We start from the raw sequence: 24427 nt of genomic DNA on the forward strand, positions 1-24427 counted from the left end.
AACACAACGAGGACCCGACACATTGTGTCGGGTCCTCGTTCGTGTTGGCGCTGCCTACGCCTCGAGCACGGTGAGGCGTACGGCACGCATCCATCTCATAGGCTGATTCACATCGTTTTCAACGAGACAGCTCCCGAGATAGGAATACCACGAATATGAAGCTTCGCCGCCTCGCCGTCGTCCCGATGATCGGCGCAGCGCTCGCCCTGACCGCCTGCTCGGGTGCCGCCGAGCCCGATGCGCGTCCCGACGCAGGCGGGCCCGCAGAGCTTCCCATCCTCGACGAGTTCATCGAGCGTCTCACCGCCCCCTGGCGCCCCACCGCCGACGAGCTCAAAAACGCCATAAGCGAGCAGGTTGGCGACAGCGTTCCCGGCCTCGACGACTCGCAGCAGGACGACTTCTTCACCTGCGTCGCCCAGGGCATGGTCGACAGCGACATCTCAGACGAGACGCTGAACAAAGTCTTGAACGACGAGCAGGGCACCTCGGAGGAGCAGAGCGAGGTCACCGAGGTCGTCACCGAGATCTCGACCGACTGCGCGACCGACATCCTGGGCGGCTAGTTCCCACCCCTTGCGTCTCGGCGCAACACAGTGAGGGCCCGGCACAGGTTGTGCCGGGCCCTCACTGGTGTTCGGGGTTCGTGCCGCTGCGGTTGGCTGGGCGGCCTACGCCTCGAGCACGGTGAGGCGCGTCGTCGCCTCGAGGTCGCGAATCTGGTCGAGCACCGCCTGCGGTACGCCGCCCTGGCAGTCGGTGACCACGTAGCCCTGCTGGCCGCGGGTCGCGAGCTGCTGCCGGTCGATGTTCACACCGTGCTCGCCGAGCACCGAGTTCACGGCCGACATGACGCCGGGCACGTTGTGGTGCAGGTGCAGCAGGCGTGAACCCTGCGTGAGCGGGTCGAGCGAGATCTCGGGCAGGTTCACCGACATGTAGGTCGAGCCGCCGCGCACGTAGTCGCGGAACTTGCCGGCGACGAAGCGGCCGATGTCTTCCTGCGCCTCGGCGGTCGAGCCACCGACGTGGGGCGTGAGAATGACGTTCGGGATGTTCTGCAGCACCGATTCGAAGGGGTCGCCCGCCTTCTTCGGCTCGACGGGGTACACGTCGAGGCCGGCACCGGCGATGTGGCCCGAGAGGAGGTTGTCGCGCAGCGCCTCGAGGTCGACGACGTGGCCGCGCGAGAGGTTGAGGAAGATCGTGCGGGGGCGCATCATCGCGAAGGTCTCGGCGTTGAACATGTTCGTGTTCTCGGCCCGGCCGTCGACGTGCACCGACACCGTCTCGACGGTGTTCAGCAGCTCTTCGAGCGAGTTGCAGCGCACCGCGTTGCCGAGGGCGAGACGGTCGACGGCGTCGTAGAAGTAGACGCGCATGCCGAGCGACTCGGCGAGCACCGAGAGCTGCGAGCCGATGTTGCCATAGCCGACGATGCCGAGCGTGCGGCCGCGCACCTCGTGCGAGCCCTTCGCCGTCTTGTCCCACAAGCCGTTGTGCATGTTGCGGCTGTGGTCGCCGAGGTGGCGGGCGAGGTTGATGATCTCGCCGATCGCGAGCTCAACGACCGAGCGCGTGTTCGAGTAGGGCGCGTTGAACGCCGCGATCGAGGTGTCGGAGGCCGCCGCGAGGTCGATCTGGTTGACGCCGATGCTGAAGGCGCCGACGGCGCGCAGCTTCGGCGCGCTCTCGAGCACCCGGCGCGTCACCTGCGTCTTCGAGCGGATGCCGAGCAGGTCAACATCCTGCACGGCCTCGATTAGCTCCGTCTCGTCGAGTGCCCCCTTGCGGGTCTCAACCTCGATGCCCTCGGATTCGAGCAGCTTGACGGCTTCAACGTGGATGTTTTCGAGGAGCAGCGCTTTCACCCGGTCAATTCTAGCGATCCCCCGGCGGATGCGGTGATTCAGTCGGCGACGAGCGTAACGGGCTGCGTCGCGTCGCCGCGGTGCTCGTTGTTCGCGCTGAGAATTATCTCGAACGAGAACTCGACGGTGTCGGCCGGCACCACAAACCAGGTGATCGATTCCGCCTCGTCGAAGGCCGCGGAGAAGCTGTTTGCCGACTCGACCCGCGTGCCGTCGTCGAGCACGAGCCACACCTCACTCGTGTCCTTCACGTAGCGCAGCTCGACCGCCTCGATGTCGACGCCAACAAACATCGAACCGGGCTCGGGCAGCGGCAGGGCCCCGGCCAACGGCGAGGTGTACACGGCCGAGACATAGCCCGCAACGGTCTCCTCCTCGGCTTCCGGATCGCCCGCAAACTCCCACCAGACCGGCTCGTACTCGGGATGCACCGCGGGGTAGTAGGTGAGGTCGGTCGTCGCTTCCCCCGTGACCAGGCTGAGTTGCTGCTGCACGCCGGCAACGGCAGCGTCGAGCGTGACGTCGTTCGGCGCCGCTCCTTCGCTGCCGTTCGTGATGACGAGGCACACACTGAGGTACCGGCAGGTGTCCGCGCTGCTCGTGACCGCGTCACCCCCGTTGACGGTCAGCGTGACCTGCGTCATCGACGCATCATCAAACGTGTGCGTCATGTTCTGCGCTTCGCTGAACCGAACCTCCGCGAGGTAGAAGGCCTCGCCGTCCGGCGCGCGCACCGGCTCGCCAGACAAGCCAAGCTCGCTCGCGACGGCGGCGGGAAGCTCGCGCACCTCCGCGACGCTCGTCACCTGAATTCGAGTCCCCGGCAACTCAATGAACTCATCCGGGGCGTCGATGGTCGTGGCCCCGTCGAGGTCCGGCATCGCCGTGTCGACCAAGACTTGCGAGTAGCGCTCTTCGGTGCCCTGCCCGTCACCATCACTCGCACACGCCACGAGGCCAAACCCCATGAGTAACGCGACAACGAGCGCCGCGACTGCGCGCATCCGCTGCCGAATCATGCCACCACCTCGAGACGCGCGGTGAACGGCTCGGGGTCGAGCTGCTCGAGCAGACCATCGGTGCGGGGGAAGACCTCGGTGATCTCAAAGCTGAGTTCGCCGCCGCTAAATTCGGCCGGCGCCGCGAACCAAGCCACGAAGAGTGAGTCGCTGCCAACCCCGGTGACCTCGTTCGGTTCGATCAGCACCGCGGGCAGTTCCGTACCGTCATCGAGGGTGAGCGTGCCGGTGATTTCCTGCACCGGCAGGCGGATGTCACCGCTGCGCGGCGGCACGTAGTACTGGGATGCCTGCAGCTGCACGCCGACGTACGTGGCCCCGTCGGCTGGCCACCCCAGCACCTCCGAGTAGGGCGCCGCCGTGACGCCGTACTCGACGATCACGTCACCCGTTACCGCGTCGTAGCCGTCTTCGTAGTCGACCCGCGTCTCGGAATACTCCGCACCGTGCAGTTCAACGTCGTCGCGTGTGGCCGTGCCGATGGTGCCGTCCGCGTCCTGCAGCAACGCGCCCGTGATGAGACTCAGTTGCTGCACCTTGCCGTCGACCTCAAGCTCGAAGGTCGCGTCCTCGGGCGCCGCATCCTCGTCGACGAGCACCACGACAGCCAATGCTGAGCCGAGGCTCGGCGCCCAGCTCACCTGCTGCGTCACCCAGCCACCCTCCTCGCGGCCCTTCGAGGTCAGCGTGAAGCGTTGCACCTGGTCGAGCCAGTACGCCGCAGCGGTGCCGTCGGTGAGCCCGACCTGTGCCCATTCGGGGCCCTCGAGGGCGAGCAGCACCGATCGAAACTCTTGACCTTCGGGGGCGCTGACCGACTCGCCGTAGTCCAGTTCTGACCGGCCATACCGCAGGTAGGTCGCGTCATTGCCGGTCAGCACGTCGCCGCGGCTCGCGGATTCGACCGAGATCTGCCCCATCGGCGAGTTCATGACGCCGCCCTCGAGCCCGGCCACGGGCGTGTCGAACTCAACGCCGTAGTACGGCTCGACTACTTCAACGTGATCGTCGGCAAAACCGAGGCCCTCGAGCTTGTCGTCACCGAGCTCCCCGATCAGCGTGCAGCCACTCAGCAGCAACACCGTCACAAGAGTGGGCGCGAGTGCCCACCATGCCCGCCTTCGCGCATCCCCCATGCGCGACATCGTACTTGGCCGCGAATATCCGGCTGCGGGCAGAAGTGCAGCTCGGGTTCGCATCTCTTGCTCAGCTCTCGTCGGGCGTCTCGAGGCGGAGCGGCACCTCGACGGGGGTGTCGACCGTCGTGTCGCTCGAGGCGAGGTGCACGAGCACGTCGGCGGTGCCGGCGTCGGTCGGCACCTCGAACCAGAACGTGCCGCTCCCGGGGTTTTCGGGCGAGTCCGCCGGCTCGAGCTCGGTGCCGTCGTCAAGCCGGAGCGTGAGGGTGCTGCGGTCGTCGGCGACCACCGAGTGGATGCGCAGCCCCACGTACGTCGTGCCGTCGGGCGCCCAGCCGAGATCGGCGCCGGCGCCCGTGAACGAGGCCGGAACGGCCGGATACACCGCGACCGTGCGCACGTAGCCGGCGAACGAGTCGACCTCCCAGGGCACGCTGTCGACGCTCGCCTCGGCGCCGAACGCGTTATGTTCCACCGCATCCGACTGCGACCGCACGCCGTCGCTGAGCCGCAGCCGCTCGCTGCGGTCGCCGACGGTCGCGACCAGCTCGACGCGGTCGGCGTCGGCCTCGGGCACCGACATGACGAACTCGTAGTCCGAGAGCCCGGCCTCGATCGTGAGCTCGCCGCCGGCAAACTCGAGCTGCGTGTCACCCGCCCAGAGCGACAGCTCGATTGGCGCATCCTGCAGCTTCACGGTCGGCATCTCGAGTGGCACGGCGGCGTAGACCTTCGCTGCGACGAGCACCTGCCCGGGGGCCGGCACGACGGTCGTGACCTCCGTGGTGTCGCGCGGCGCCTGCTCGTTGTCGACGAGCTCGCTCGCGGAGAAGTAGTCGAACTCGTCGGCCGTGCCGTACGTGAGCGATTCGATGCGCAGCCCCGGCACCTCGATGCCGCTGTCGGGGCCGTGCACGGCTGGCTGCACGACCACCCCCTTGGGCGAGGCTTCGGGCTCGACCGCGGTGTTCTCGAGCGCGACCACGCTCGACTCGTCTTGTGGGGCGCATCCGGCCACGAGCAGGCTCACGCCAACCCCGAGCGCCACGGCCATCGCGACCAGCCGGCGCCTCACAGGGTGTCCTCGCACTGCGTCAGCGTGAGGTCGTAGACGACCTCGGGCGACTCGAGCGCCGCGCGCACGTCGCCGCCGGCGGGATACGGATGCAGGTCGACGCCAAGCTCGAGCGTCGCGGCATCGACCGGCACCTCGAACAGCGCAATGTCGACTTCGGGCGCGTTCGGGTCGTCGCGCACGACGGTCGGCTCGACCTGTGCGCCGTCGTCGCCGCGCACGAAAAACGTGGTGTCGTTCCCGGCGGGGAAGTTCTGCGACGACCAGGTCGCGTCGGCGGCCGTGTTGCGTGCCCGGTGCTCGACCTCGAAGGTCGCGACGAGCCACATGTTGCCCTCGCTCGCCCAGCCGTAGCCCGGCAGGAACGGCACCGCGACCTGCGTCAGGCTTTCGACCGAGATCTGATGCTCGACTCCGCCGGTCTGCGCCTCGACCGACTCGAACCGATACCCCTCGAGCGTCACCTCGTTGTTGCTGCCGTACACGTAGTCGACCGGCGACGGGAGCCGTTCGCCGGTGAGCAGGCTGAGCTGCTGCACGACACCCTCTGATTCCACCTCGAGCACCGCCGACTCGGGCGCGGCGTCGGTCGGCACCCGCAGCACCACCGTCGTGCCGCTGACGAGCTGCGAGAGCGGATGCACGACCACCTCACCATCCGCGGCGGTCACGACGACCCGCTCCACGATCGCCGATTCCTGACCCGAGAAGCCGTAGGCGTAGGCCGGGTCGACCGCGAGCTGCGCGACCACGAACTGTTCGCCCTCGGGCGCCGTGAACGGGTCTTCGCGGTCGTAGGGCACCTCGTCGAAGGTGTTGTCGCGCGCGACCTCGGCGGTGATTTCGTCGCCGACAAGTAGGTCGCTCACGCGCACCTCGCTAATCGGGGCGCGCAGCGCGTGTTCCGAGTCGTTCGGCACGTCGACTCGCGTGAGCTGCACCCCGAGCGCCGTGCCCGAGCCGGTGCGGCCCTCGGTGACGGCGGTAGCGGCGAACCCTTCGGCTTCGGCGTCGGTGGTCGCGCATCCGGTGAGCGCCGGGGCGATGAGCGCGCCAAGCAGCAGCGCCATCGCGAGTATCCGCTTGTTCACATGCTCCCCCGCCGCTGCGTTTCCTGCCGCGCGATTCCTCCCGCTTCACTTGTCCCTCGACGCTACCCGGCTTCGACAAACGGCACATTTATCTGGAAATACAGATTAGCCCGGCGTATCGTTATATTCAGGTACGACAGGAGGGCCGTCATGGCGCAGCGACAGGCGCGACTCCGCGTGCCCGCGGATATCGGGCTGGCGATTCGGCAGGCCCGTCTTGATCACGGGCTCACCCAGCAGGAGCTCGCTGAGCTGCTCGAGGTGTCGCAGAGCGCCATCAGCGAAATGGAATCCGGGAAATCGACCAAGTTCCTGCGGTTGATCCTGGAAGCGTTTCGCGCCACGGGGATCACCGTGTCAGCGACCTGGGAGGCAGACCGTGCGCCTGGCAGTTGAGCTCTCCGGAACGCGCATCGGCGTCCTCGAGGGCAACGAGCGGACCTTCGACTTTGTGGTCACCAACGAAGCCCTCGAACGCTTCGGGCTGAACAGCACCGTCCTGTCGGTCGCGATACCGTTCACCGACGCCCCTCGGCGAGACCATGCCGACCGCCGCCGGAACTGGTTCCGGGAGGTCCTGCCGGAGGGCGACCAGTACGAGCACATGCTCGCGCAGAGCGGTCTCCGTCGAGGAGATACGCTCGGGTTTCTGGCGCGATACGGGCGCGATATCGCTGGCGCGTTGCAGATCTGGGATCTTGACGACCCGACGGAGCCGCGAACCCCGGCAGTGAACGCGCTGACCGACCCACAGGTACGCCGCCTGCTGGAAGATCCCTTGGGCTCGCCACTCGGCAATGATCCGTTGGGTGGCAAATCGTCACTAGGTGGCGTGCAGCCGAAAGTGGTGCTCGCGGAGACCGCCGACGGTTGGGCGCAGGCGTTGGGGGGTTTCCCCACCACGCACATCGTGAAACCACGATTGTCGGGGGCAATGGCGAGCGTCATCTTCGACGAGGAGTACGGAGCGAGGCTCTCACGCAAGATCGGCCTTGCGCGCTTCGACGTGCGTGTTCACCGTTTCGACGGACTCGACGCCCTCGTAATCGAACGGTTTGACCGGCATCTCGGGCAGCGCATCCATCAGGAAGATTTCAACCAAGCGCTGGGTGCCGCCGGCAATCAGAAGTATCAGGAGCTGGGCGGCGTGGTCAGTATGGGCCGAATCGCGTCGACGCTCCGCCGCCACGCGGCAGCAGGCGATTTGCAGCAACTAGCTCGAATGTTGGTGTTTGCCGTCGCGATCGGGAACCTCGATATGCACGCAAAGAACCTCGGCCTGCTTCACGGTGCCGACGGCAGTGTGAAACTGGCACCAGCGTACGACGTCGTTCCGCAGGCGCATCAGGCCAACGATGGGCGAATGGCCCTGGCTTGCAACAAGAAGTATCGGCACGGGGAGTTAACGCGTCACGATCTGCTCGCGGAGCTCGAGTCGTGGGGGCTGCGCCGGGCCGAGAAGCTCCTCACCGAGACCATGGACGAGATCGCCGACGCAATCGCTACGGAGACACCGCTAACCGGTGCCGCGCCGAATCTCCAAGACCAACTCGCCGCGTTCGCTCGCAACCTCCAGAATGGTCGTCCGGTGGGCGGCGAGGTCAGCAAAGGCACCTAGCCCTCGAGCCGCAGCGGCACCTCGATCGGCCCGGCCTCGAACTCGGTGCCGTCGGAGCCCTCCCCCGCGAGCCGCACGAGCACGGTGAGCTCGTCGGCGTCGATTGGCACCTCGAACCAGGTCGTGCCGTTGCCCGGATACTCGAACGCGTCGCCCGCGCCCTCGATCGACTCAAGCTCGGTACCGTCGGGCAGCCGCAGCGTCAGCCGACTCGTGTCGTTGTAGAGCGCCGAGGCGTCGGCTTCGACCCGAAGCCCGACAAACGTGTGCCCGTCGCTCGCCCAGCCCGAGGCGAAACCGAGCACCGGCGACGTCACGACATCGCTCACGTAGCCCGCGAAAATGTCCTGCTGCCACGCAACATCATCGACCACGGCTTCGAGGCCAAAGCCGTGGCGATCGACCGCGTCGGAGTGCGTGCGCACGCCGTCGGTGAGGCGCAGCCGCTCGACGTGATCGTCGACAGTCACCTCAAGCGAAAGGTCGCCGATCAGCTCCTCCGGCACCGACACCGCGAGGCGCGTCGACGACGACTGCAACAGGCTCGTCGCGTCGAAGGTGCCCGGCAGCAGCGTCACCTCGGTCTCACCCGACACCAGCCGAAACTCGACGTCCGCAGCGGTAAGAGGCTGCGCGGGCATACCCGTCGGGTTCGTGCGCGTCAGCTCGGCGAAGAACAGCACCTCGCCGTCGGCCGCGGTGATCCACGGCGGCGCCTCCTCAGGCACGGGCCCGTCGGCAAGCTCGGGCGCGTCTGCGTAGTGGATGCGCTCGGCCGTGCCGGTCGTCTCGACCGTGATTCGCGCGCCCGGCACCTCGAGACCGCGATCGTCACCGCCCGGCACGGTGGCCGCGTCGAATACCCCGAACTGCTCACTGCGCACGACGCCCGCGGTCGACGGCGCCGCCGCGGTGTCGGGGTCGTCTTGCGAACAGCCGAGCAGCACGATCGACAGGGCGAGCACCGCCGCGAGCGCGGCGCTGATGCGACCCGCAGCCACCCGGATCATTCGCCGACCCCGCTCGCCGAGAACTCGAGGTCGACCGTGACCCGCGGCTGCTCGAGCGCGCCGCGCACATCGTCGCCGGTGTCGAACGGATGCACATCGACGACGACCTGCGCCGCGTCGAGATCGGCCGGCACCGAGAACCACACCCGGTACGTCGTATCCGACCCGCTCGCGAGCTCCTGCACGAGCAGCGCCTCCCGCACCGACCCGTCGGCGAGCTCGACGGTGATCGTCGTCCCCGACCCCGGCTCAAGCTCGAGGTAGCGCCAGACGCCGCCGCCGGAAGCGTCGTTGTTCACCGTGTGCCGCAGCTGCACGTCGGCCCACAGGAACATCTCGCCCTCGTCGGGCCAGCCGTGGCCGTGCATGAGCGGCTCGGTCGAAACCGACTGAATCCACGTGAGCACGTTGTGCTCTCGGTCGCCGACCTCGACGTACTCCGAGACATACCCCTGACCCTCGGAGTCGTACGACACCTCGCCGTGCCGGTCGAACAGCGCGTCGAGCTCCGACGGCAGGCGTTCGCCCGTGAGGAGGCTCAGCCGCTGCGTCACGCCCTCGATCTCGACCTCCAGCACGGCGTCGTCGGGGCTCGCGTCGACCGGCGCCTGGAACAGGTAGAACTCGTCGCCGGTGAGGTTCGCGATCGGGTACCGCTGCGATTCACCGTCGCGCGTGATGACGATGCGCTGCGCCTGCGCCTGCGCCTGCGCCGAGGGCGTGTCGTCGACGAGCGTGGTCGTCCGCGACTCCTTCGCAGACTTCACCGCGACAAACTGTTCGCCGTCGTCGGCCGCGACCGCTTCGTCGCGGCTCGGCAGCATCTCGCCCGAGAGCGCGTGCGCCGTCGTTTCGGGCTGCAGCTCGTCGCCCCGGTAGATGAGCGCGACGCTCACCGTGCTCTGGGCGCCCATGAGCACGTGCGCAGCGTCGGCGGGCGGCTGGTCGATCGAGAACCCCTCCGGCGCCCGATCGAGCCGGAGCACCCCGGCCTCACTCTCCCCTTCGGGCGCGAGCGCGCTCATGCCCGTCGCCGCGCATCCGGCCAACAGCGGCACGATCGCAGCGAGGAGCACCGCGATCGCGCGCATCCGCCCCCGCACTACGTCGCGGAAGCCGCAGCCGCCGCCTCAGCCGCCTTCGGCAGCGCCGCGGCGATCGCGTCGAGCGCCTCGTCGTCGTGCGCGGCCGAGAGGAACCACGCCTCGAACACGCTCGGGGGCAGGCTCACGCCGCCGTCGAGCATCGCGTGGAAGAACGCGGGATACCGCCATGCCTCCTGCCGCTTCACCTCGTCTTCATTGATCGGCGCCGGGTTGCCGAACTCGTCGGTGCCGCTCCAGCCGAGGGCCGCGCCGTCGCCGAACTTGAACGAGAAGAGGTTGCGCACGCGGCCGACCGCGTGGGGCAGGCCGACGCGGTCGAACTCGCCGTGCACGAGCTCGACGACCCGGTTCGCCGCGGTGTCGATGCGCTCGTAGACGCTCGTGTCGGCGAGCCGCAGGGTCGCGACGCCCGCCGCGACGGCGACCGGGTTCCCCGAGAGCGTGCCCGCCTGGTAGACGGGCCCCGTCGGCGCGAGGTGGTGCATGAGCTCCCGCGAGGCGCCGAGTGCCGCGACGGGCATGCCGCCGCCAATGACCTTGCCGAACGTGAAGATGTCGGGGTTCCAGCCGGCCGTCTCGGTGTCTTGCTGCTCGCGGCCCCACCAGCCCGCGGGCCCGGTGCGGAAACCGGTGAGCACCTCGTCACAGATGAGCAGCGCGCCCTCGCCGTGGCAGAGGTCGGCGAGCGCCTTGTTGAAGCCGGGCAGCGGCGGCACGACGCCCATGTTCGCGGGCGACGCCTCGGTGATCACCGCCGCGATCTCACCGGGATGCTCGGCGAACGCCGCGCGCACCGCGTCAAGGTCGTTATAGGGCACGACGATCGTCTGCGACGCGATCGCCTCGGGCACGCCGGCCGAACCCGGCAACGCGAGCGTCGCGAGGCCCGACCCGGCCGCGGCGAGCAGGCCGTCAGAGTGGCCGTGGTAGCAGCCCGCGAACTTGATCACGAGATCGCGGCCCGTCGCGCCCCGGGCAAGGCGAATCGCGGTCATGGTCGCCTCGGTGCCGGTCGACACGAGGCGCACCTCGTCGATCGCGGGCACACGGTGCACGATCTCTTCGGCAAGCTCCACCTCGCCCGTCGCGGGGCCACCCGGGCACATCATGCGCGACGCAGTCTCGGTGACGGCGGCGACGACGTCGGGGTGCGAATGGCCGAGCAGCATGGGGCCCCAACCGCACACGAGGTCGACGCGGCGCACGCCCTCGACATCGGTGAGCCAGGCGCCCTGCGCCGAGGTGGTGAACGTCGGCACGCCGCCGACCGAACCGAAGGCACGCACGGGCGAGTTCACGCCACCCGGCGTGAGCTGCTGGGCGCGCTCAAACCACTCGCCGTTCGTCTTCGGCGAGCTCGTGGTCGGCTCGGTCGTGGTCATAGTGCTCCTTGGTCGACGGGTCATTCGGCCGCGAGCGCACGCCCCGGCCACAGGGAAGGATACGCGGGCAGACTACCCGCGCAGGCGGCGCGCGACCTCGGTCGCGTAATAGGTGAGGATCGCGTCGGCGCCCGCGCGCTTGATCGAGAGGATCGCCTCGTCGACCATGCGGTCGCGGTCGATCCAGCCGTTCGCGGCGGCCGCCTCGATCATCGCGTACTCCCCCGACACGTGGTACGCCCACACGGGGCGCGTCGACTCGGCGGCGACGTCGGCGAGCACGTCAAGGTACATCGTCGCGGGCTTCACCATGACGATGTCGGCGCCCTCCTCGAGGTCGAGGAGGGTCTCGAGCATGCCCTCGCGGCGATTCGCGGGGTCAAGCTGGTACGTCTTGCGGTCGCCCTTGAGCTGCGAGTCGACCGCCTCACGGAACGGCCCGAACAGCGCCGACGCATACTTCGCCGAGTAGGCGAGCAGAATCGCGTCGTCGTGACCCGCGCGGTCGAGGGCCGTGCGCGCGGCGCCGATCTGGCCATCCATCATGCCCGACATGCCGATGATCTCGGCGCCCGATGCGGCCTGCACGACCGCCATCTCGTTGTAGATCGCGAGCGTGCGGTCGTTGTCGACGCGGCCGCGCGAGTCGAGCACGCCGCAGTGGCCGTGGTCGGTGAACTCGTCGAGGCAGAGGTCGGCCTGCACCGTGATCGCGTCGCCCGCCTCTTCGGCGACGACGCGGATCGCGCGGTTGAGAATGCCCTCGGGGTCGATCGCGCCCGAGCCCTCCGCATCGCGCTGCTCGGGCACGCCGAACAGCATGATGCCCCCGACGCCGAGCTCGGCCGCCTCGGTGACGACGCCGCGAATCGAGTCGAGCGTGTGCTGGTAGAGGCCCGGCAGCGACGTGATCGCGACTGGCTCATCGATGCCCTCGCGCACGAACACGGGCAGCACGAGCTCGTTCGGATGCACGTGGGTTTCGCGCACCTGGCGGCGCACGGCGTCGCTCTGGCGAAGGCGGCGAAGGCGGGTGGTCGGGAAGGTCATGACGACTCCTCGGTCGGGGTGAGGGCGAGCTCGACGGCAGTCACGAGCGATTCTGCCGTGCGCTCCTGGGATTCTGCGGCCACGGTGAGCCCCGCGGCGGTGAGGTCGGCGGTGGTCTGCGGGCCGATCGACACGATCGCGACCGGCGGCGGGTCGCCGAGCGCGTCGGCGAGGGCACGGCCGACCGAACCACTCGTGACGATCGCGGCGCGGATGCGCCCGTTCGCGACCTCGGCGCGGGTCGCCTCGTCGAGGGGTCGCGGCACGGTGACGTAGGCCGTCACGGCGTCGACCTCGTGGCCGCGGGCCGTGAGGCCGTCGACGAGGGTCGGATGCGCGAGGCTCGACTGGGGCACGAACACGCGGCCGGGGTCGCCCTCGGGCCACTCGGCGACGAGCGCCGCGGCCGTCGCGTCCGCGGGCACGAAGTCGGGTTCGACGCCGGCGTCGCGCAGGGCCGCGGCCGTCGCGCCACCGACCGCGGCGACGCGCGTGCCCTCGGCGAGCGCGAGCCCGTGGCAGCCGCGCAGCGCGGCGACGGCGCGGGGTGAGGTGACGGCGAGCCAGTCGTAGCCGCCGCCGCGCAGGCGCGCGCTCGCGTTGGCGAGCCGGGCGAGGTCGTCGCCCGCGGGCGCCCGAAACGCGAGCACGGGCGCGACGACCGGGTCGCCGCCGCGCTCCCGCACGGCATCGGCGCAGCGCTCGGCGAGCTGCCCGGCACCCGGAATCAGCACGCCGACGCCCGCAAGGGTCACAGCGTCAGTGCCCCGGCGCCCGCCGCGAAGAGGTCGTCGACGAGGCGCGCTGCGAGCTCCGCCCCGGCGCCGGTCGCAACGGGGCGGGCCTCGGCGGGGCCGAGCGGCAGGCGCGTCGCGGGCGCGGGGGCCTCGCCCGACGCCTCCATGACGCGCACGTTCACGGGGTCGCGGTCGTCGTAGACGACGGCGTGCAGTCGAAGCACACCGTCGACGACCTCGGCGTGCGCGCCGACCGGCGCCTGGCAGCCAGCGTCGAGCCCGGCGAGCACGGCCCGCTCGGCCTCGACCGCGAGCCGCGTGGCCGGGTCGTCGAGCTCACTGAGCGCATCCAGCTCGAAGCCCTCGCGCACCTCGATCGCGAGTGCGCCCTGGCCCGGCGAGTTCGGGAACTCGGCGAGGTCGAAGCGCTCCGTGATGTAGCCGGTGCGTTCGTAGCGCGAGAGTCCCGCGGTCGCGAGCACGACGGCGTCGAGCTCGCCCGACGTGACGAAGCCGATGCGGGTGTCGATGTTGCCGCGAATGTCGCGAATGTCGAGGTCGCCGCGCACGCGGCGCAGCTGCGCGACCCGGCGCGGCGAGCCCGTGCCGACGCGGGCACCGGCGGGCAGCTCCGCGAGCGTGAGCCCGTCGCGGGCGACGAGCGCGTCGCGCGCATCCTCGCGGGTCGGATGCGCCGCGAGCACGAGGCCCGGCGCCCCCGCGGTCGGGAGGTCTTTCAGCGAGTGCACCGCGATGTCGACCTCGCCCTCGCGCAGGGCGTCGCGCAGCTCGGTCGCGAACACGCCGCGGCCCCCGAGCTCCTTGAGCGAGGCGCGGTTCACGTCGCCGTGCGTCGTCACCGTGACGATCTCGACGTCGCGGCCGCTCAGCTCGGCGATGCGGTCGGCCGCCTGGCGGGTCTGCGCGACCGCGAGCTTCGAGCCGCGCGTGCCGATGCGCAGCACGCCGGTCACGGCTGCAACCCGGCGACGGCGGGCCGGAACCCGAGCCGTTCGTTCTCGCAGCAGCCTGCGCGGCACACGTCGTACCAGGGGCCGAGCGAGGTGCGGCGCGGGCGGAGCGCCTTCGGCGTGCCGTTCACGCGCTCCTCGATGAGGTCGACGAGGCCCGAAATGTAGGCGGGATGCACGCCCGGCGTCGGCGAACGACGGAACGCGAGCTCGGCCTCCTCGGCCGACTCCTTCGCCTCGTTGTCGAGGTCCCAGAGCACCTCCATGTGGTCGCTCACGAACCCGATCGGCACGACGACGACGGCGCGGCGGCCGGCGCCGGGCAGCGTCTCGATGACGTCGTTGATGTCGGGCTCGAGCCACGGCTGGCTCGGCGGGCCCGACCGCGACTGGTACACGAGCTGCCAGTTGAGCTCGACGCCCGTGTCACCGCGCTCCTCGAGCGCCGCCGTCACGTCGGCCACGACGACCTCGGCGACCGCGAGGTGCTGCGCGCGATACGCGCCACCCTCACCGAAGCCGCGGGTCTCGGGGCCCGACAGGTTCGCGTCGGCCATCGGCACCGAGTGCGTCGTGAACAGCACCTCGACGTCGCCGAGCTCGAGGGTCGGGTCGTCGGCGCGGAGCGACTCGAGGTCGGCGAGCACGCCGTCGACGAAGGGGCGCACGAAGCCCGGGTGGTCAAAGAACTGGCCGATCTTGTCGATCTCGAGCTCGCCAAAGAGGCCGGTCGACTCGAGGGCGTCGGCGTAGTCCTCGCGGTACTGCCGGCACGACGAGTACGACGAGTAGGCGCTCGTACCGAGCGCGATGAGCTTCGTCGCGCCCGCCTCGTGCGCCTCGGCCACCGCATCCTGCACGTACGGGTGCCAGTTGCGGTTGCCCCAGTACACGGGCAGGTCGAGGCCGCGGCGCTCGAGCTCGGCCTCGAGGGCCGCCTTGAGCTCGCGGTTCTGCTCGTTGATCGGGCTCACGCCGCCGTGGTGGCGGTAGTGCACCGCGACCTCCTCGAGGCGCTCGTCGGGAATCCCGCGGCCCGAGGTGACATTGCGCAGGAACGGAATCACGTCGTCCTGCGACTCGGGGCCGCCAAAGGAGGAGAGGAGCACGCCGTCATAGCGGGTCGGCTCCGTCACCCAGGGGTCGCCGCCGCAGGCCGCTGGAGTCGCCGCCGAGACGAACGCGCCCGGCGCGAGAGGCGCATCCTTCGCCGGGGCCGCCTTGCCGCGCGTGCGGCCAAGGTTCTCGATCGTCATTCGGCCGCCTCCGCCTCGTAGCGCAGCACGAGCGGCAGCTCGGCCGGCTCGATGCGACGGCCCGCGTAGAACGGCACCTCTTCGCGCACGTGGCGGCGCGCCTCGGTGTAGCGCAGGTCGCGCATCATGTCGACGAGGTCGGTGAGCTCGTCGGCCTCGAACGAGAGCATCCACTCGTAGTCGCTGATCGCGAACGCCGCGATCGTGTTCGCGAGCACCGACTTGAAGGCGGCGCCGCGCATGCCGTGGTCGCGCAGCATGACGCTGCGCTCCTCGTCGGGCAGCAGGTACCACTCGTGCGAGCGCACGAAGGGGTAGATGGTGATCCACTTCGCGGGCTCGCGGCCGAGCATGAAGGCGGGGGCGTGGCGCTCGTTGAACTCGGCAGCCCGGTGCACGCCCGTGACCTGCCAGGTGAGCTCGAGGTCGGCGAACAGCGGGTTCGCGCGCAGGCGCCGCACGGCGGCCTGCACCGCCTCGGGGTCTTCACCGTGGTGCCAGACGAGCACGTCGCCGTCGTGGCGGAAGCCCGAAACGTCGTAGATGCCGCGCAACTGCACGCCCGAGTCGGTCGTGCGCGCGATCGCCGCGTCGAGCGAGGAGAGCGCGCCAGCGAGGTCGCCCGGAGCGTCGTGCCCTGCCGTACGTCGAAATACCGAGTAGTTTGCGTACTGCGTGAGTGGGCCGTGCGCCCCAGCTTCTGGAGATGCCATGCGCACCATTCTACGTTTTCTACGTTCTGTAGCGAACCTCTCGCTGCGAGATCGCCGCCCGCGCCGAATCCACCCGGCCGCACCGACAGAGAGCCGCCCTTGACCTCCGAACTCCTCGGCCTCGCACCACTCGCCTGGGTGCTGCTCGCGCTGTCGGCCATCATCGTCGGCGTCTCGAAGACCGCGCTGCCCGGCATCAACACGATCTCGATCGCGATCTTCGCCGCCGTGCTGCCCGCGAAGGCGTCGACCGGCGCCCTGCTGTTGCTGCTCATCGTCGGCGATGCGTTCGCGCTGTGGAGCTACCGCCGGCACGCGAACTGGCCGACGCTCATCCGCCTGGTCCCCGCCGTCATCGCGGGGCTCGCGCTCGGCGCGCTGTTCCTCGCGCTCGCCGACGACACGTGGGTGCGGCGGTTCATCGGCGTGATTCTGCTGCTCGTCATCGCGTTCACGCTCTGGCAGCGGCGACGCAAGCCGAAGGCTGGCGACAACGCGGCGGCTGACGAGGCTGCTGCCGGGGCCGGGCGCCTCGCCGGCATGAGCTACGGCTCGCTCGGCGGGTTCACGACGATGGTCGCGAACGCGGGCGGGCCCGTCATGTCGATGTACTTTCTCGCCGCGCGGTTCCCCGTGAAGGCGTTTCTCGGCACGGCCGCGTGGTTCTTCGCGGTGATCAACCTCGTGAAAGTGCCGATCTCGGTCGGGCTCGGCCTCATCACGACCGACACGCTGCTGCTCGACCTGCTGCTCGTGCCGGGCGTCATTGTCGGCGCGTTCGTCGGCCGCTGGATCACCCGGCACATCAATCAGCGCACCTTCGACGTCGCCGTCATCGTGTGCACGATTCTCGGCGCCGTCTACCTGCTCGTGAGCTAGCCCGCGGCGCGCTCGGCCGCCGGCACGACGCTCGCGAGGCCCGTGCCCGCGATCCAGGTGCCGGTGCAGCGCACGTGGGGCGGCAGGGCGGATACGCGACGCTCGAGCTCCGCGCGGGCGGCGGCCCCGTCGAGGCCTGCGGGCGGCGCCGGCATCTGCCACGTGTGGCGGGCGGAGTCGAGCAGCTGCGCCGCGTCGAGCTCGATGCCGAGCAGGGTCGCCGCGTCGGCGAGCGCGGTGCTGTCGGTTGGCGCGGCACCGTCGACGGGATACGATAGCCGCACGACGTGCCGCCCCTCGCGCGCCGCCGCGTCGAGCCACTCCCACTTCGCGGTGACGTGCGTGAGCGCCTTCACCCGCACCTGCGGCGAGCCGGGCGCGACGAGCAGGCCCGTGCCCCGCGGCCGCGCGTCGAGCGCGGGGGCGTCGAGCAGCAGCGCGACGACCTCGGTCGGCACGGGCGCGGGCGCCGCGGCGTCGCCAAGGTAGGGGAAGGCGGCCGAGGGCGGCACCGTCACGATGACGTCGCCCTCGAGCGCCTCGAGGTCGGTCACGCGCACCCCGGTTTCGAGCTCGACGCCGAGCCGCTCGCAGTCGACCACGAGCGCCGCGACGAGGCGGTGCATCCCGCCCCGAATCGACTCGACGAGAGCGCCGGGCGTCGCCCCGGCCCGCCGCTCGCGAATGACCGCGGCGAGCGAGCCGGCCGCGCGCATCCGCTCGAGCACGTCGGGCAGCAGGGCGTCGACCCGCACGTCGTCGGGGTCGAGCGAGTAGACGCCGCGGGTCACGGGCGCGACGAGGCGGTCGAGGATGCGCGTGCCAAAGCGGGCGCGCACGAGGGCGCCGAGGCTGGTCGCGTCGGCGCCGACCTCGGGGTCGAGCTTGGCCTCGCGGCGCACGGCCTCGACGCCTTCGGGGCCGACGGCCGCGGCGAGCCCCTCGGCGTCGGGGCCGGGCGGGATGCCGAGCAGGCCACCCTTCGGCTGCGCGTACGCCTCGCCGTTGTGGAAGCCCCACGACCCGAGTGGCCGCGGCGTCACGACATCACCGGCGAGCCCGAGCTCGTCGACGAGCCGGGCGACGGCTCCGCCGCGCACCGCAAACGCCTCGGCGCCGATGTCGATCGTGAGGTCGCCGAGCTGGGCCGCGCCGATCATGCCGCCGGGCGCCGCCGTCGCCTCGAGCAGGCGCACGCGGTCGCCACCGAGCGCGCGGCGCCGAGCGGCGACGAGTCCGGCGATGCCGGCTCCGACGACCGTCGTGGTCACCGCTGCTCGCCCGGCAGCGAGTGGATGAACTCGACGAGCTCGGTGAGCACGGCCGGGTCGGTGTTCGGGGGTACGCCGTGGCCGAGGTTCACGATGTGGCCGGGCGCCGTGCGGCCCTGCTCGACGACGTCGCGGGCGTGCGCGTGCAGCGACTCGGTGCCCGCGAAGAGCGCGGCGGGGTCGATGTTGCCCTGCACCGGCACGTCGCCGCCGAGCAGTTCGATCGCCTCGTCGAGGCGGGTGCGGTCGTCGACGCCCTGCACGTCGCCGCCGGTCGCGTGCATCTCTGTGAGCAGGTGGCCGGTGCCGACGCCGAAGTGGATGCTCCGCACGCGTTCGCCGTCGGGCGTCGCGAACTCAGCGGCGCGGGCGAGCGGCACGGCGCTCGAGGGGGCGACCGCGCTGCGGTAGAGCTCGCGCGAGAGCGAGCCGGCCCACGAGTCGAACAGCTGCACGACCGAGGCACCCGCGAGAATCTGGGTTTCGAGGAACGCCGCCGAGAGGTCGGCGATCGCCCCCGCGAGCTCGCGCCAGAGCTCGGGTGCGCCGCGCATGAGGGCGCGGGCGCGCAGGTGATCCTTCGAGGGGGCGCCCTCGACGAGGTAGGCCGCGAGCGTGAAGGGGGCGCCCGCGAAGCCGATGAGCGGGGTCGAGCCGAGCTCGGCGACGGTGCGCTCGACCGCCTCGCGAATCGGCGCGAACACCTCGGCGCGGGCATCGTCGTCGGCGAGCGCGTCGCGCACGCTCGCGGCGAAGTCGGCGACTGCGGCGGCGTCGCGCACCGGCTCGGCGAAGACGGGGCCGCGGCCCGGCACGATGTCGACGTCGATGCCGATGAGCTTGAGCGGCACGACGATGTCGCTGAAGAACACGGCGCCGTCGACGCCGTGACGGCGCACCGGCTGCAGCGTGATCTCGCTCGCGAGGTCGGGGCGCAGGCAGCTGTCGAGCATCGCGACGCCCTCCCGCAGGGCGCGATACTCGGGCAGCGAGCGGCCGGCCTGCCGCATGAACCAGACGGGCAGGGTTTCGGAGCGCTGCCCACGTGACGCGCGAACGAGCGGCGAGTCGCCGGTGCGGCCGTCGACGAGGGGGTGAGATGCGGCAAGCTGCGTGACCATGCCCCTCATCTTCGCAGGTTCGCGCGGCCCGCTCGCGCCCGCGTATCCCGGGCTAAGATGGGGCATCATGCTCGTTTGCCTCTCAGCGAATCACCACAGCGCGGGGTTTGCACTGCTGGAGCGTCTCTCCGCGGTGCCCGTCGCCGACGTCGAGAACAGCACGCGCGACATTGCCGGCCTGAACGGCGCCGTCGTGCTGTCGACGTGCAACCGGGTTGAGCTCTACCTCGACGTCGCGAGCGCCGGGGCAATCGACGCGATGTTCGCGCGCCTCGCTGACCTCTCGGGCATCGACGAAGACGAGCTGCGCGCCCACATGCGGGTGCTCGGCGACAAGCACGTGCCCGAATACCTGTTCTCGGTGTCGTCGGGGCTCGAGTCGGTCGCCGTCGGCGAGGGCGAGATCTCGGGTCAGGTGCGCCGCTCGCTGCAGCGGGCGCGCCAGCAGCGGCTCACGACGGGGCCACTCGAGGGCGTTTTCCGCATCGCCGCTGAGACGTCGAAGGGCGTGAAGGCAAACACCGATCTCGCGAACACGGGCCGCTCGCTCGTGAGCCTCGCGCTCGACCTCGCCGCCTCGCAGGTGCGCGACTGGTCGCGGGCCCGCGTGCTGCTCATCGGCACCGGCTCGTACGCCGGCGCCTCGCTGAAGGCGCTCACCGCCCGCGGCGCGCGCGACATCGGCGTGTTCTCGCCCTCGGGCCGCACACACACGCTCGGCGAACGCTACGACGTGCACGACGTCACGCCGGGCGAGTTCGGCGAAGAGGTGTCGAGCGCCGACGTCATCATCACCTGCTCGAACGCCGACACCTACGTGCTCGACCACGCGTTCGTGCGCAACACGCGCCTCGCGGCCGGCCACTCGCCGCGCCAGCTCATCATCGACATGGGCATGCCGCGCAACGTCGACCCGCTCGTCGGCAAGATCTCGGGGGTCGACGTGCTCGACCTCGAGACGGTGCGGCTCCACGCGCCCCTCGAAGACCTCGACGCGACCGACCTCGCCCGCTGCATCGTGGCCCGCGCCGCCCGCGACTACGACAACGAGCGGCGGGTGCAGCGCGCGTCCTCGGTCATCGCGACGTTCCGCGACACGGTGCGCGACCGCGTCGAGTACGAGATTGCCCGCCTCGGGGTCTCCGAAGAGACCGCGATCGCGATGCGCAAGCTCGGCAACTCGCTGCTGCACGAGCCGACGGTGCGCATCAAGGAACTCGTGCGCGAGGAGCGCGCCGACGAGGCGCTCGAGGCGCTGCGGGTGCTGTTCGCGATCGACCCACCGACGCCGCCCGCGACGGGCGCGATCTCGGTGATCTCGCAACTGCCCGACCGCCTGCCGGCGATGCCCGGCGACGACGCGGCCGGCGACTGCCCGATGGGCCGCAGCTAGGGCACGACGAGCAGCAGGATGCCGTAGGTCGCGATTCCGCCGACCAGACTGAGCAGCACGCTGTCGCGCCAGAAGTGGAGCGCCGCGGTCGCGACGACGCCGCCGATCGACGGCACCCAGCCCCACCCATCCCAGGGCGTGTCTTGCAGCATGCCGACGACGAGCACGGCCATGACGCCGACGGGCAGCAGCAGTCCGAGGTCGCGCACGAAGTCGTTGTCGCGCAGCCAGCGCGAGGCCGCGAACGGCGCGGCGCGCAGCGCGAACGTGACCGCCCAGATCACGGCGAGCAGGGCCGCGGTGTGCCACGGGCTCATTTCGTCGCCTCCCCTGGGATGAACTGGGGCGCGGTCGTCGGGTGACTGCCGTGGCGGCGGCGCACGAGCACGACGCCGACCGCGACGACGCAGTAGGCGATGAGCCCGACGAACATCATCGCCTCGGGCGCCACGAATGCCGCGACGACCGCGACCGCGAGGCCAGCCGCGAGGAGCAGCCACTCCCCCGAGGCCTTCGCGGCGTTGATCGCGAGAATCACGAACAGCGCGACGATCGCGAACCCCATGAACGAGAGGTCGAGCGGCACGAGGGCCGCGAACACGGCGCCGAGGGTCGTGCCGAACACCCAGTAGAACTGGGCAGAAACGGCGATCGCGACGAGGCGCGGGCCCGTGAGTTCGGCTCGCGGCAGCGAGATGCACACGGCGTACATCTCGTCGGTAAGCGCGTGAATCGTGTAGGCCCGCAGAATCGGATTTCGCACCCGCTCAAGGGGCACGCTGAGCCCGTAGACGAGATGGCGCGAGTTCACGAACAGCGCCGTCGTCGCCGCCGTGGCGAGGGGCGCCCCGGCCACGAGCATCCCCGCCGCGACGAACTCCATCGAGCCCGCGTAGATGACGATCGCGGTGATCGTCGCGAGCCACCAGGGCAGGCCGACCGAGTGGGCGAACATGCCGTACGAGATGCCGAGGGGCACATAGCCGAGCGCGACCGGAAGCGAGTCGCGCAGCCCGGCTCGGAAGTCGGAGGATGCGCGCATGCTCTTCATTGTGCCGGATGCGCGACGGCGCCGGTGTCGCGCATCAGGAGGGCTGCCAGCCGAAGCTCCGCATGACGATGATGCCGAGGGTTGCGACGAGCACGAGCGCGAAGACGACCGCAAACTGCAGGAGGTGCCGGTAGCCCGCACGCTCGGGGAAGATCGCGCGCAATAGGTACGGAATGAGCACGAGGATGCTCAGCGCAACGAGCAGGAACGGCAGGGCCTCCTGCGTGAGCCGGTCGGCGGCGAATTCCAGCCACTCGTCGTGGCGCACTTGCCTGGACTCCTCGTTCCACTCTGCGACTGCGTCGACCTCTTGGTAGGTCAGGCGGTTGAACCCGGCGACGATCGTGCCGATCCACACGCCGAGCCCGACGGGCACGAGCATCCACAGGAGGTGGTGGAGACGGGGATACCGGTCGACCCACCGCTCGCGGGAGGTCGCATTGGTGAGTTCGAAGTCCATGGCGTCCACGATGTTGAGGGTAGGGATGCGGGGTGAACGGGCGTCGAGGGTTGTGGTTCGCATGTTGTTTCGATGTGCTTTTTCGCAGCTTCTCGGTTACCCCCGTTCGGTGAACCTGAATATTCCCTGTAGTGGACGCATATCGCTTGCCCGTAGCCGAATCTGTGTTCTATTCTTGATACAGGTTCGATCCAGTAGCGAATCTGGCCGCTTCGGCGGCGAATGTGAGACGTCGACGAGTGGGAACTGGCAATTTCGACGTCGCTGGGGCAGGTCGGCCGTCTCCCGCACCTGCGTCACACACCTCAAGTAGTGCCGTGCAATGAGTGGTTTCGTGACGCCCTTCGGGCGCCACCCATCGTGCCCAGGAGGTGTTTCGTGACGTCGACGTTTGATGAAGGTGGTGGCGGTTCGACCGACACCGGTTGGGGCGTGCCCGGCGTGGAGTTCCGCCCAGGAATGAAGGCGCGCGTCGAGTTTCGACCGAGTGACGAGGCGCCGACGAAGCGGCAGCCCGACCCGATTGAGCTCGCCCACGAGGCCCTCGAGTTCTACCGGGTGGCCCTCGCGAATGATCCGATCGGCGTCGACGCCGGCGTTACCGACCCCGCGATGCTCTCCGACGCGGCGCTCCTCGAGCGGATGCGGGCGGCCGGGGCGGTCCGTCGCCGCCTTGACGCCGAGCTGAGCGTGCTCGCCGGCGAACTCGCGGCCCGTTCTCGCGCCGCGTACGGGCAAGCGTCGCTCGCGAAGCGCGCGGGATTCCGTGACGCCGAGGGCGCGATCGCCCAGCTCGCGGCCCTCCCCCGCACCGACGCCCTCGACCTGCGTCGGGTCGCCGAGGCGACCCGCGAGCGCGAGTCGCTCACCGGCGAGCCGCTCCCGCCCGCGTGCGAGCACGTCGCCGCAGCCCACCGCGCGGGCGCCCTCACGACCGAGCACGCGGCGCTCATCGTCGGTTTCCGTTCCCGACTTGCCGCTCGCGTCGACTTCGCCGACCTCGCGGCCGCCGAGCGCATCCTCGTCGAGGCGGCGCCCGCGCTCGAGACCTACGAACTCCGCAAGAAGATCGCCGCAACCGAGGCCGAGCTCGACCCCGATGGGCTCGAGCCGAACGAACAGCGCGCGCACCGGGCCCGATTCCTCTCGTTCACCGAGGTCGACGGCTCGCTGAAGATCCGCGGCCAGCTCCCGGTCGCCGATGCCGCGCCCATCCGTCAGGCGATCGAGGGCATTACGACCGCCCAGCTGCGGGCGAGCCGCGGCGCGAATCGTCCCGGCGCCGAGCCCGCCGACGACACGGCCGTGGCCGAAGAGGTGCGCAGCGTGCGGCAGATGCAGGTCGACGCGCTCGTCATGGTCGCGAAGCACGCCCTCGGGTGCGACGCCGACCGGGTGCCCGGCACCTCGACGAACGTCGTGGTGCGGCTCGACTTCGATCCGCTCACGCAGGCGTTCGGCGACACCGCCGAGATCGCCGGCACCGCATCGCGCATCAGTGCCGCGGCGGCCCGCCGCATGGCCGCGAGCGCCGGAATCATCCCGCTCGTGCTCGGTGGCGAGAGCGAGGTGCTCGATCTCGGCCGTACCCGCCGCCTCGCCTCACGCGCCCAGCGCATCGCCCTCGTCGAGCGCGACGGCGGCTGCGCCTTCTGCGGGCTCGCACCCGCGATGTGCGAGGCGCACCACGTGAACGAGTGGCTCCGGCACGGCGGCCGCACCGACCTCGACTGCCTGATTCTGCTTTGCACGAGCTGTCACCACCGGCTGCATCACGACGAGTGGATCGTCCGCATCATCGACGGGGTCGTGTGGTTCGTTCCGCCGCCGTTCGTCGACCTGCTGCGCTCGCCACGCCTCGGCGGACGGCTGCGCACCGCACCCGGCGCGCCGCCGACGCCTCCGGTGCTCGAATTCGCGTAACTCGCTGAACGGAAAACCAAGCGAGTCGCGACCCCAAACACCCTGGGATCGCGACTCACAACTTGGTGCGCGAGGGGGGAGTTGAACCCCCACGCCCTCTCGGGCACACGGACCTGAACCGTGCGCGTCTGCCTATTCCGCCACTCGCGCGCAAGCAGCCACCCTACCACAATGGCGACCGCTGATCCACGCGCGCCGGGCCGCGGCGCGCGCAACTCATTCTCGACCACTACTATGTGGGCGGTAGGCTTGCGCGCTGCGCAGGTCAGTCATCGCGAACGACCACGCCGG

Annotated in this window: 24 protein-coding genes and 1 tRNA gene; 6 read left to right on the top strand and 19 right to left on the bottom strand. The window is 70.3% G+C overall.

Translation table 11 applies throughout. The features are described 5' to 3' along the window. Positions 1-155 precede the first annotated feature (155 nt). Positions 156-566 carry a hypothetical protein gene (locus G328_RS0103775; RefSeq protein WP_019618013.1) on the top strand — a complete coding sequence of 137 codons (411 nt, stop codon included), beginning with the start codon at positions 156-158 and terminating at the stop codon, positions 564-566. Between the two features lie 105 nt (positions 567-671). On the opposite strand, the gene serA is transcribed toward G328_RS0103775, so the two are convergent. The 5 genes from serA to G328_RS0103800 form a co-directional block, all read right to left on the bottom strand. Next, positions 672-1871 carry a phosphoglycerate dehydrogenase gene (gene serA, locus G328_RS0103780; RefSeq protein ID WP_019618014.1) on the bottom strand — a complete coding sequence of 400 codons (1200 nt, stop codon included), beginning with the start codon at positions 1869-1871 and terminating at the stop codon, positions 672-674. 38 nt (positions 1872-1909) lie between these two features. Next, a complete protein-coding gene (locus G328_RS0103785; protein ID WP_019618015.1) occupies positions 1910-2890 on the bottom strand; it encodes a hypothetical protein in 981 nt (326 codons plus the stop codon). Next, positions 2887-3972, bottom strand: a complete 1086-nt coding sequence (locus tag G328_RS0103790; protein ID WP_154651512.1) for a hypothetical protein — start codon at positions 3970-3972, stop codon at positions 2887-2889. Before G328_RS0103790 ends, G328_RS0103785 begins: the two co-directional genes overlap by 4 nt. Before the next feature lie 124 nt (positions 3973-4096). Continuing rightward, a complete protein-coding gene (locus G328_RS0103795; RefSeq protein ID WP_154651513.1) occupies positions 4097-5104 on the bottom strand; it encodes a hypothetical protein in 1008 nt (335 codons plus the stop codon). Then, positions 5101-6174 (bottom strand): hypothetical protein, encoded by a 1074-nt coding sequence (locus tag G328_RS0103800; RefSeq protein WP_019618018.1) that lies wholly within the window; start codon positions 6172-6174, stop codon positions 5101-5103. The genes G328_RS0103795 and G328_RS0103800 overlap by 4 nt, the downstream gene beginning before the upstream one ends. Positions 6175-6345: 171 nt before the next feature. On the opposite strand from G328_RS0103800, the gene G328_RS0103805 reads away from it, so the two are divergent. Further along, complete coding sequence (locus G328_RS0103805; RefSeq protein ID WP_019618019.1) at positions 6346-6591, top strand: helix-turn-helix transcriptional regulator; 246 nt, start codon at positions 6346-6348, stop codon at positions 6589-6591. Beyond that, the gene (locus G328_RS0103810; RefSeq protein WP_019618020.1) at positions 6575-7813 is read left to right on the top strand and encodes a type II toxin-antitoxin system HipA family toxin; all 1239 of its coding nucleotides are present in this window, start codon (positions 6575-6577) and stop codon (positions 7811-7813) included. The genes G328_RS0103805 and G328_RS0103810 overlap by 17 nt, the downstream gene beginning before the upstream one ends. Here the strand turns inward: G328_RS0103810 and G328_RS0103815 are convergent. From G328_RS0103815 to hemQ, 8 genes are all read right to left on the bottom strand, one after another. Further along, on the bottom strand, positions 7810-8814 hold the full coding sequence (locus G328_RS0103815; protein ID WP_019618021.1) for a hypothetical protein: 1005 nt from the start codon (positions 8812-8814) through the stop codon (positions 7810-7812). The genes G328_RS0103810 and G328_RS0103815 overlap by 4 nt on opposite strands. A 5-nt stretch (positions 8815-8819) precedes the next feature. After that, positions 8820-9914, bottom strand: a complete 1095-nt coding sequence (locus G328_RS0103820; protein WP_154651514.1) for a hypothetical protein — start codon at positions 9912-9914, stop codon at positions 8820-8822. A gap of 11 nt (positions 9915-9925) precedes the next feature. After that, positions 9926-11311: a glutamate-1-semialdehyde 2,1-aminomutase gene (hemL, locus tag G328_RS14070; RefSeq protein WP_019618023.1), complete on the bottom strand. Its 1386-nt coding sequence runs from the start codon at positions 11309-11311 to the stop codon at positions 9926-9928. Positions 11312-11383: 72 nt separating this feature from the next. Further along, positions 11384-12361: a porphobilinogen synthase gene (hemB, locus tag G328_RS0103830; protein WP_019618024.1), complete on the bottom strand. Its 978-nt coding sequence runs from the start codon at positions 12359-12361 to the stop codon at positions 11384-11386. Continuing rightward, a complete protein-coding gene (locus G328_RS0103835; protein WP_019618025.1) occupies positions 12358-13116 on the bottom strand; it encodes a uroporphyrinogen-III synthase in 759 nt (252 codons plus the stop codon). The genes hemB and G328_RS0103835 overlap by 4 nt, the downstream gene beginning before the upstream one ends. Further along, the gene (gene hemC, locus G328_RS0103840) at positions 13113-14072 is read right to left on the bottom strand and encodes a hydroxymethylbilane synthase (protein WP_019618026.1); all 960 of its coding nucleotides are present in this window, start codon (positions 14070-14072) and stop codon (positions 13113-13115) included. Before hemC ends, G328_RS0103835 begins: the two co-directional genes overlap by 4 nt. Then, complete coding sequence (locus G328_RS0103845; RefSeq protein WP_019618027.1) at positions 14069-15325, bottom strand: ferrochelatase; 1257 nt, start codon at positions 15323-15325, stop codon at positions 14069-14071. Before G328_RS0103845 ends, hemC begins: the two co-directional genes overlap by 4 nt. Further along, positions 15322-16038 (bottom strand): hydrogen peroxide-dependent heme synthase, encoded by a 717-nt coding sequence (hemQ, locus tag G328_RS0103850; protein WP_187325726.1) that lies wholly within the window; start codon positions 16036-16038, stop codon positions 15322-15324. Before hemQ ends, G328_RS0103845 begins: the two co-directional genes overlap by 4 nt. Positions 16039-16137: 99 nt before the next feature. Here hemQ and G328_RS0103855 point away from each other — a divergent pair, with 99 nt between their 5' ends. Next, entirely contained in the window at positions 16138-16917 is a 780-nt protein-coding gene (locus G328_RS0103855) for a sulfite exporter TauE/SafE family protein (RefSeq protein WP_019618029.1), read from the top strand. On the opposite strand, the gene G328_RS0103860 is transcribed toward G328_RS0103855, so the two are convergent. Continuing rightward, on the bottom strand, positions 16914-18188 hold the full coding sequence (locus G328_RS0103860) for a protoporphyrinogen/coproporphyrinogen oxidase (RefSeq protein WP_019618030.1): 1275 nt from the start codon (positions 18186-18188) through the stop codon (positions 16914-16916). The two genes, G328_RS0103855 and G328_RS0103860, sit on opposite strands and share 4 nt — an antisense overlap. Beyond that, complete coding sequence (gene hemE / locus G328_RS0103865; RefSeq protein WP_019618031.1) at positions 18185-19309, bottom strand: uroporphyrinogen decarboxylase; 1125 nt, start codon at positions 19307-19309, stop codon at positions 18185-18187. Before hemE ends, G328_RS0103860 begins: the two co-directional genes overlap by 4 nt. Between hemE and G328_RS14075 the strand changes: the two genes are divergently transcribed. Then, positions 19308-20702, top strand: coding sequence for a glutamyl-tRNA reductase (locus G328_RS14075; RefSeq protein WP_083919536.1), 1395 nt, complete (start codon positions 19308-19310; stop codon positions 20700-20702). The two genes, hemE and G328_RS14075, sit on opposite strands and share 2 nt — an antisense overlap. On the opposite strand, the gene G328_RS0103875 is transcribed toward G328_RS14075, so the two are convergent. Genes G328_RS0103875 through G328_RS0103885 form a run of 3 tightly spaced genes read right to left on the bottom strand, consistent with a single transcriptional unit; the run spans position 20699 to position 22276 of the window. Further along, complete coding sequence (locus G328_RS0103875; protein ID WP_019618033.1) at positions 20699-21019, bottom strand: branched-chain amino acid transporter permease; 321 nt, start codon at positions 21017-21019, stop codon at positions 20699-20701. The two genes, G328_RS14075 and G328_RS0103875, sit on opposite strands and share 4 nt — an antisense overlap. Then, complete coding sequence (locus tag G328_RS14080; RefSeq protein ID WP_019618034.1) at positions 21016-21744, bottom strand: AzlC family ABC transporter permease; 729 nt, start codon at positions 21742-21744, stop codon at positions 21016-21018. The genes G328_RS0103875 and G328_RS14080 overlap by 4 nt, the downstream gene beginning before the upstream one ends. A gap of 43 nt (positions 21745-21787) precedes the next feature. Next, the gene (locus G328_RS0103885; RefSeq protein ID WP_026339637.1) at positions 21788-22276 is read right to left on the bottom strand and encodes a hypothetical protein; all 489 of its coding nucleotides are present in this window, start codon (positions 22274-22276) and stop codon (positions 21788-21790) included. Positions 22277-22591: 315 nt separating this feature from the next. Here G328_RS0103885 and G328_RS14085 point away from each other — a divergent pair, with 315 nt between their 5' ends. After that, positions 22592-24136 (top strand): HNH endonuclease, encoded by a 1545-nt coding sequence (locus tag G328_RS14085; RefSeq protein WP_019618036.1) that lies wholly within the window; start codon positions 22592-22594, stop codon positions 24134-24136. A gap of 63 nt (positions 24137-24199) precedes the next feature. On the opposite strand, the gene G328_RS0103895 is transcribed toward G328_RS14085, so the two are convergent. Beyond that, a tRNA-Leu gene (locus G328_RS0103895) sits at positions 24200-24286 on the bottom strand. Positions 24287-24427 lie beyond the last annotated feature (141 nt).

The sequence above is a fragment of the [Zimmermannella] faecalis ATCC 13722 genome (assembly GCF_000381765.1).
GTDB lineage: Bacteria > Actinomycetota > Actinomycetes > Actinomycetales > Microbacteriaceae > Gulosibacter > Gulosibacter faecalis.